This is a genomic window from Sphingomonas sp. (assembly GCF_019746015.1).
GTDB lineage: Bacteria > Pseudomonadota > Alphaproteobacteria > Sphingomonadales > Sphingomonadaceae > Sphingomonas.
Map to the genome: position 1 here is coordinate 80,622 of NZ_JAIESM010000022.1, position 6,143 is coordinate 86,764.

Annotated in this window: 5 protein-coding genes; 1 reads left to right on the plus strand and 4 read right to left on the minus strand. The window is 65.6% G+C overall.

Annotated elements, in window-relative coordinates:
- Window positions 1-123: 123 nt before the first annotated feature.
- Together K2Y03_RS03740 and K2Y03_RS03745 are read right to left on the minus strand one after the other, a co-directional pair.
- The gene (locus tag K2Y03_RS03740; RefSeq protein WP_294088383.1) at window positions 124-1,296 is read right to left on the minus strand and encodes an acetyl-CoA C-acetyltransferase; all 1,173 of its coding nucleotides are present in this window, start codon (window positions 1,294-1,296) and stop codon (window positions 124-126) included.
- A gap of 45 nt (window positions 1,297-1,341) precedes the next feature.
- Complete coding sequence (locus K2Y03_RS03745) at window positions 1,342-2,349, minus strand: alpha/beta fold hydrolase (protein WP_294088384.1); 1,008 nt, start codon at window positions 2,347-2,349, stop codon at window positions 1,342-1,344.
- Between the two features lie 77 nt (window positions 2,350-2,426).
- On the opposite strand from K2Y03_RS03745, the gene phaR reads away from it, so the two are divergent.
- Window positions 2,427-2,954 (plus strand): polyhydroxyalkanoate synthesis repressor PhaR, encoded by a 528-nt coding sequence (gene phaR, locus K2Y03_RS03750; protein ID WP_294088385.1) that lies wholly within the window; start codon window positions 2,427-2,429, stop codon window positions 2,952-2,954.
- Window positions 2,955-3,059: 105 nt separating this feature from the next.
- On the opposite strand, the gene K2Y03_RS03755 is transcribed toward phaR, so the two are convergent.
- Both K2Y03_RS03755 and K2Y03_RS03760 read right to left on the minus strand, forming a co-directional pair.
- Window positions 3,060-3,884 (minus strand): TauD/TfdA family dioxygenase, encoded by an 825-nt coding sequence (locus K2Y03_RS03755; protein ID WP_294088386.1) that lies wholly within the window; start codon window positions 3,882-3,884, stop codon window positions 3,060-3,062.
- Window positions 3,885-3,948: 64 nt separating this feature from the next.
- Window positions 3,949-6,018, minus strand: a complete 2,070-nt coding sequence (locus K2Y03_RS03760) for a M13 family metallopeptidase (RefSeq protein WP_294088387.1) — start codon at window positions 6,016-6,018, stop codon at window positions 3,949-3,951.
- Between the last annotated feature and the right edge of the window lie 125 nt (window positions 6,019-6,143).

Genomic DNA, 6,143 nt, shown 5'->3' on the forward strand with positions numbered 1-6,143 from the left:
GGAGTTCAGCGACCAGAAAATCCAAGCCGCCATTCCGCGCAAGCAAATTAGCGCAATCCGCAAGGGAAAGTTAATTAATCTCCAACGTTGTGACAGTTATGCAACATTGCGTTCAGGCGGGATTCAGCGCTCGACGCAGAGCGCAATTCCCATGCCGCCGCCGATGCACAAGGTGGCCAGACCCTTCTTCGCATCGCGGCGCGCCATTTCGTGGAGCAGGGTGGTCAGCAGCCGCGCGCCGGAGGCGCCGATCGGGTGGCCGATGGCGATCGCACCGCCGTTCACGTTCACCCGGTCCAGATCCCAGCCCAGCTCCTTGTTCACCGACATGCACTGCGCGGCAAAGGCCTCGTTCGATTCGATCAGGTCGAGGTCGCCGATCGACCAGCCGGCCTTTTCCAGCGCGCGCTTGACCGACGGCACCGGGCCGATGCCCATATAAGCGGGGTCGACCCCGGCCGATGCCCAGCTGGCAATGCGCGCCAGGATCGGCATGCCGCGCTTTTCCGCTTCAGCCCGGCTGGTGACGACGAGCGCGGCGGCGCCGTCGTTGATGCCGCTGGCGTTGGCCGCCGTCACCGTGCCGTCCTTCTTGAAGGCGGGGCGCAGGCCCTGCACGCCTTCGATGGTGGCGCCGTCGCGGATATATTCATCCTGTTCCACCACGATGTCGCCCTTGCGGCCCTTCACCGTGACGGCGGCAATCTCGTCCTTGAACTTGCCGGCGGCGCGGGCGGCCTCCGCCTTGTTCTGCGAGGCAACGGCATAGGCGTCCTGCGCTTCACGCGTGATCTGGTAACGCTCGGCCAGATTTTCGGCGGTGATGCCCATGTGATAATTGTTGAACACGTCGATCAGCCCGTCTTTCAGCATGGTATCGACCAGCTGCAGATCGCCCATCTTCTGCCCGGCGCGCAGATATTGGGCGTGCGGCGACAGCGTCATATTCTCCTGCCCGCCGGCGACCATGATCGTCGCGTCGCCATTGGCAATCGCCTGATAGGCCAGCGCCACCGCGCGCAGGCCCGATCCGCACACCTGGTTGACGCCCCAGGCCGGGGTTTCCTGGGCAATGCCGGCCGCCATCGCCGCCTGGCGCGCGGGGTTCTGCCCCTGCGCGGTGGACAGGACCTGGCCCATGATGACTTCGGAGACATCGGCGCCGGTAATGCCGGCATCCGCCATCGCCGCCTCGATCGCCACCTTGCCCAGCTGGTGCGCCGGGGTGCCGGCAAAGGCGCCGTTGAAGCTGCCGACGGGGGTACGCTTGGCGGCGGAAATGACGATCTCGGTCATGGCGGCAATCTCCCTGGGGAAGGCGGGGTGAAAGGATGGATGGCGTTATCTAGCGCGGATGATTTGGTTTAGCCAATCCGCAAGCGGTTGCCACAGCGTTTCGCGCGCACGGCGGCCGACCACCATGCCGACATGCCCGGCCTCGACCGCCAGCTGCGCGCCAAGGCCCGCCGCACTCGCCGCCGGCACGATGCGGTCGGTGGTCGAGACGATGTCGAGCGTCGGGCAGGTCAGCGCCTGCGGGGCGATGGCGCGCCCGCCAATCGTCCAGGCACCGCGCCCTGGCCGGTCGGCGGCATAGAAATCCTCGAACAGCTGCCGCCCGGCGCCGAAAGAGAGCGGCGCGCCGGCATTCGCCCAATCCTCCAGCGCGACGAAATCGCGCGCGGCGGCGCTGTTGGGGGGAAGCGTGCCGAACTGTTCATATTTGGCGATGGTGCGCGCGGGGTCCAGTTGCCAGAAGCCGGTCTGCAGTACTTCCATCGGCACCAGCCCCAGCTGGCGGCACGGCGCCTGCGCCGCCGCCCAAAGCGCCGCGATCCGCCCCCGCGCGACATCGCCGAAACGGCTGAAATGCCAAGGCGTGGCCAGCGTGGCGAGGCCCGCGACCGGCGCCAGGCAGGCGGCCGCCGCCGCCATCGTGCCGCCCAGGCAATAGCCGACCAGCACCGGCGGCCGGTCGAGCGCCGCGATCAGCGGCACCAGCTGCGCTGCAACATGATGGTCGATATCGTCCGCCCCCGGCGCCGGCGTGCCCCAGTCGACCAGCAGCACCCGCACGCCGCGCGCGCGCAGCCAGCGCAGCAGCGACCGCTCCGGCGCCAGATCGAGAATGAAGGGGGGGTTGATCAGCGACGGCACGAACATCACCGGCACGCCCGCGCCGCCATAATCGCGCAAGGCCGCCGCGCCGGCGCGGGCCACCACCGGTGCGCCCTCTGGCCGGGGCGCCCGCGCGGCGGCCTGATAGGCGGCAAGCCCGGTGAGTGCGGCCTGCCGCCGTTCGGGCGATGCTGCGGTTTCGCTGCGCAAAATGTCGAGAAACAGCGGCAAAGGGCGCGGCCCATGTTGCGGTGCCGCAAGCGATGCTGCTATGGGCGGTAGCGTCACGATGCAGGGGTTCCCCAGCCATGAAAAAGTCCACGGACGACGGCGTCGTCATCATCAAGAAATACGCCAATCGTCGCCTCTATAACACCGAGACCTCATCCTACATCACGCTTGAGCATCTGGCCGCGATGACGCGCGAGGGGCGCGACTTCAAGGTGATCGACGCCAAGACCGAGGATGACATCACCCATAATGTGCTGACCCAGATCATCATGGAGGAGGAAAGCCGGGGGCAGACGATGCTGCCCGTCAACTTCCTGCGCCAGCTGATCGCGATGTACGGCGATTCGATGCAGGCAATGGTGCCCGATTATCTGGAAGCGTCGATGGCCGGCTTCCGCCGCAACCAGGCGCAGTTCAAATCGGCGGTCGAGGGCGCCTTTGCCCATTCGCCCTTCGCCGAGATTGCCAAGCGCAACATGGAAATGTTCGAGGCGGCAACCTCTGCCTTCAAGCCGCGCGCGGATGCGAAGAGCAAGGATGAAGAGATCGCCGAGCTGAAGGCGCAGCTGGCCGAACTGCAGGCGAAGATCGACAAGCTGGCCTGACCAGCGGGGGCTCCGGCGTTTATTGCAGCCCACTCTCCCCTCCCGCATGCGGGAGGGGGCGGGGGTGGGCGAGCGCCATCGCTTTCCAGTTAAGATGAAATCAACCTAGTGCAGCGGCACGCCGGAAATGGTGATGCGGTGCATCAGCCGGCGATGGCCGTGATAATCGTTGACCGCCAGGTGCCAGGTCGAGCGATTGTCCCACACCGCCACGGAGCCGGGCGCCCATTTCAGCCGACAATGAAATTCCTCGCGCAGCGCCACCGCATAAAGTTCCTGCAGCAGCGGCTGGCTTTCCTCGCGCGTCCACCCCTCGAAATGGAGCGTGAAGGCCGGGTTCACATAGAGCAGGCGCCGGCCGGTGACGGGATGGCGGATCACCGCCGGGTGGACGGCGGTGGCGCCGATATCGTGCCCGTGCAGATCGGCGGCCTGATCGGTCTTCGCATAGATGCCGTTGCGGCCATAGATATGGTCGGCCGAGTGGACCGCGTTCAGCGTTTCGAGCCGGGCCTGCATCTCGGGTGACAGCGCGTCATAGGCGGCGCCCATGCTGGCGAACAGCGTGTCGCCGCCCACCGGTGGCAGCTCGCGCGCGACCAGGATCGATCCCATCGCCGGCACATCGTCATAGCTATGGTCAGTGTGCCAGCCGCCGCCGATATTGGCCAGCTGCGTCTCTGCCTTCCTCACCTCGGCGATTTCCGGATAGCCGCCATTGGCCGGGAAATAATTGTTCACGTCGATCCCGCCCCAGCGCCGGGCAAAGGCGATGTGATCCTCCGGCTGCAATTGCTGATCGCGGATCATCACGACGCCGCGATCGGCGACCTCGGCCTGGATCATGGCCAGCGTGCCGTCGTCGATCGTGCGCACGTCAACGCCCAGCACTTCGGTCCCGCAATGCGGGCTCAATGCGCGCAGTTCCATCGCCGCTCTCCTTAGCTGTTTTGTGCCGGCGATGCTGCCACCGCCGGCACGGTCGGGCAAGGCGTTACCAGATGTGCACGCGCTGCTCGGGCGGCAGATAGAGCTTGTCGCCCGGCTTCACATCGAACGCGGCATACCAGGCATCGACATTGCGGACGATGCCGTTCACCCGGTTATAGGGCGGGCTGTGCGGGTCGGTGAGCGCGCGGGCGCGTGCCGCCCCCTCGCGCAGCTTGGTCCGCCAGGCTTGGGCATAGGCCAGGAAGAAGCGCTGGTCCCCGGTCAACCCGCCGATCACCGGCGCCTTGCCGTGCTTGGCCTGATAGCGCTGATAGGCGCCATAAGCCGCTTCAACGCCGCCCAGATCGCCGATATTCTCACCCAGCGTCAGCTTGCCGTTCACCTTGGTGCCGGGCACGGCCTCATACTGGTCATATTGCGCGGCAAGGGCGGCGGTGCGCTCCTGGAACGCCTTTTTGGCGGCCGGCGTCCACCAATTCTCGAACTTGCCGGTCGGGCCGAACTGGCTGCCCTGATCGTCGAAGCCATGGCCCATTTCGTGGCCGATGATCGCGCCGATCGCGCCATAATTCACCGCCGGGTCCGCCCTGGGATCGAAATAGGGCGGCTGCAGGATCGCGGCCGGGAAGGTGATCTGGTTGGCAAGCGGGTTGTAATAGGCGTTCACCGTTTGCGGCGTCATGCCCCACAGGCTGCGATCGACGGGCTTGGGAAAGCGCGACAGCTGCAACTGATATTGAAACTCCGCCGAGCGCCGCGCATTGCCCAGCGCATCGCCGCGCACCACGGTGAAGCTGGAATAATCGATATATTTGTCCGGGTGGCCGACGCGCGGCTCGAACGCGGCCAGCTTGGCAAGCGCGGCCTTGCGGGTGGGTTCATCCATCCACGATGATTTGCTGATCCGCTCCTGATAGGACGCGCGCAGATTTTCGATCAGCTCGGCCATCTGCGCCTTGGCGGCGGGCGGGAAATATTTGGCGACATAAAGCTGCCCCACCGCTTCGCCCAGCGCGCCATTGGTCATCTGCACGCCGCGCTTCCAGCGGTCGCGCTGCGTCTGCACGCCGGCCAGCGTCTTGGAGAAGAACTCAAACTGGGCGGTATCGAACGCCTTGGGCAGATAGGCGGCATTGTCGCTGATGAAGTGGAAGGCGAGATAATCCTTCCACGTGGCCACCGGCGTTGCGACCATGATCTTGCCCAGCGCGGTGAGCGCGGTGTTGTTCGCCATCAAAATCTTGGGCGAACTGTCCAGCCCGGCGGTCTTGAGCATCAGCGCCCAGTCGAATTCGGGCGCCTTCTTCTCCAGCCCGGCAATGTCCTGCGGGTCGTTCAGCGCCATGATGTTGCGGTTCTGCTCGGGCGACCAATGCACCTTGGCCATCGCCGTTTCGAGCGCGAAGATCGCGTCCGCCTTGGCGCTGGCATCGCCCACGCCGCCCAGCTCGAGCATCTTCTGGATATAGGCGCGATAGCCCTTGCGGAACCCGTCATATTTCTCGCCGTCCAGCAGATAGTAATCGCGCGGCATGCCAAGGCCGCTCTGGCCGGTGGCGGCGGTATAGCGGGTCGGGTCGGCAAGGTTGGGGATGATGCTGAAGCCCACCGGCCCTTCAAAGCCGACACTGGCGAACAGCACCTGCAGCCCTTCCAGATCGTTCACCGTCGCGATCCGGTCGAGATAGGGTTTCAGCGGCGCCGTGCCCTTGGCCTCGATGCCGGCCTCGTCCATCCAGCTGGCATAGAAATCGCCCACCTGCTTGCCCGTCGCGCCATATTTGGCCGGGTTCTTGGCCATGTCGTCCAGAATGAGGCGGACATTGGCCTCGGCCTCGTCGGTCAGCACATTGCCATAGCCGACGGATGCCTTGTCCGCCGGAATGTCGGTGCGCTTGGCCCAGCCGCCATTGACGAAGTTCCAGAAATCATCGCCGGGTTTGACGGCCGGGTCCTTGGCGGCCAGATCGACGCCGAAGGGGCCATAGCGCGGGGTGCCTGCCGCTTTGGCGGCGGGCTTGGCGACCGGCTTGCCGGCGGGTGCCGCAATCGCGCCGGCGGTACACAGCGCGACCAGCGCCACCGACAGGCCAAGCCGCTTCGACATCTTCATGTGACCCTCCCCAAAAACTGTATTGGCGTTGTATAACGATGCTACTCGGCAGCGACAAGCCGGTGCGTAACGAGATCGGCCACCACCGCTGGATCAGCAAGCGTGGAGGTATCTCCCAGACTGTC

Excerpts from the sequence above, each read along its gene's own strand:
- K2Y03_RS03740 (WP_294088383.1), bottom strand. The coding sequence starts at position 1,296 with ATGACCGAGATCGTCATTTCCGCCGCCAAGCGTACCCCCGTCGGCAGC.
- phaR (WP_294088385.1), top strand. The coding sequence starts at position 2,427 with ATGAAAAAGTCCACGGACGACGGCGTCGTCATCATCAAGAAATACGCC.
- K2Y03_RS03760 (WP_294088387.1), bottom strand. The coding sequence starts at position 6,018 with ATGAAGATGTCGAAGCGGCTTGGCCTGTCGGTGGCGCTGGTCGCGCTG.
- K2Y03_RS03755 (WP_294088386.1), bottom strand. The coding sequence starts at position 3,884 with ATGGAACTGCGCGCATTGAGCCCGCATTGCGGGACCGAAGTGCTGGGC.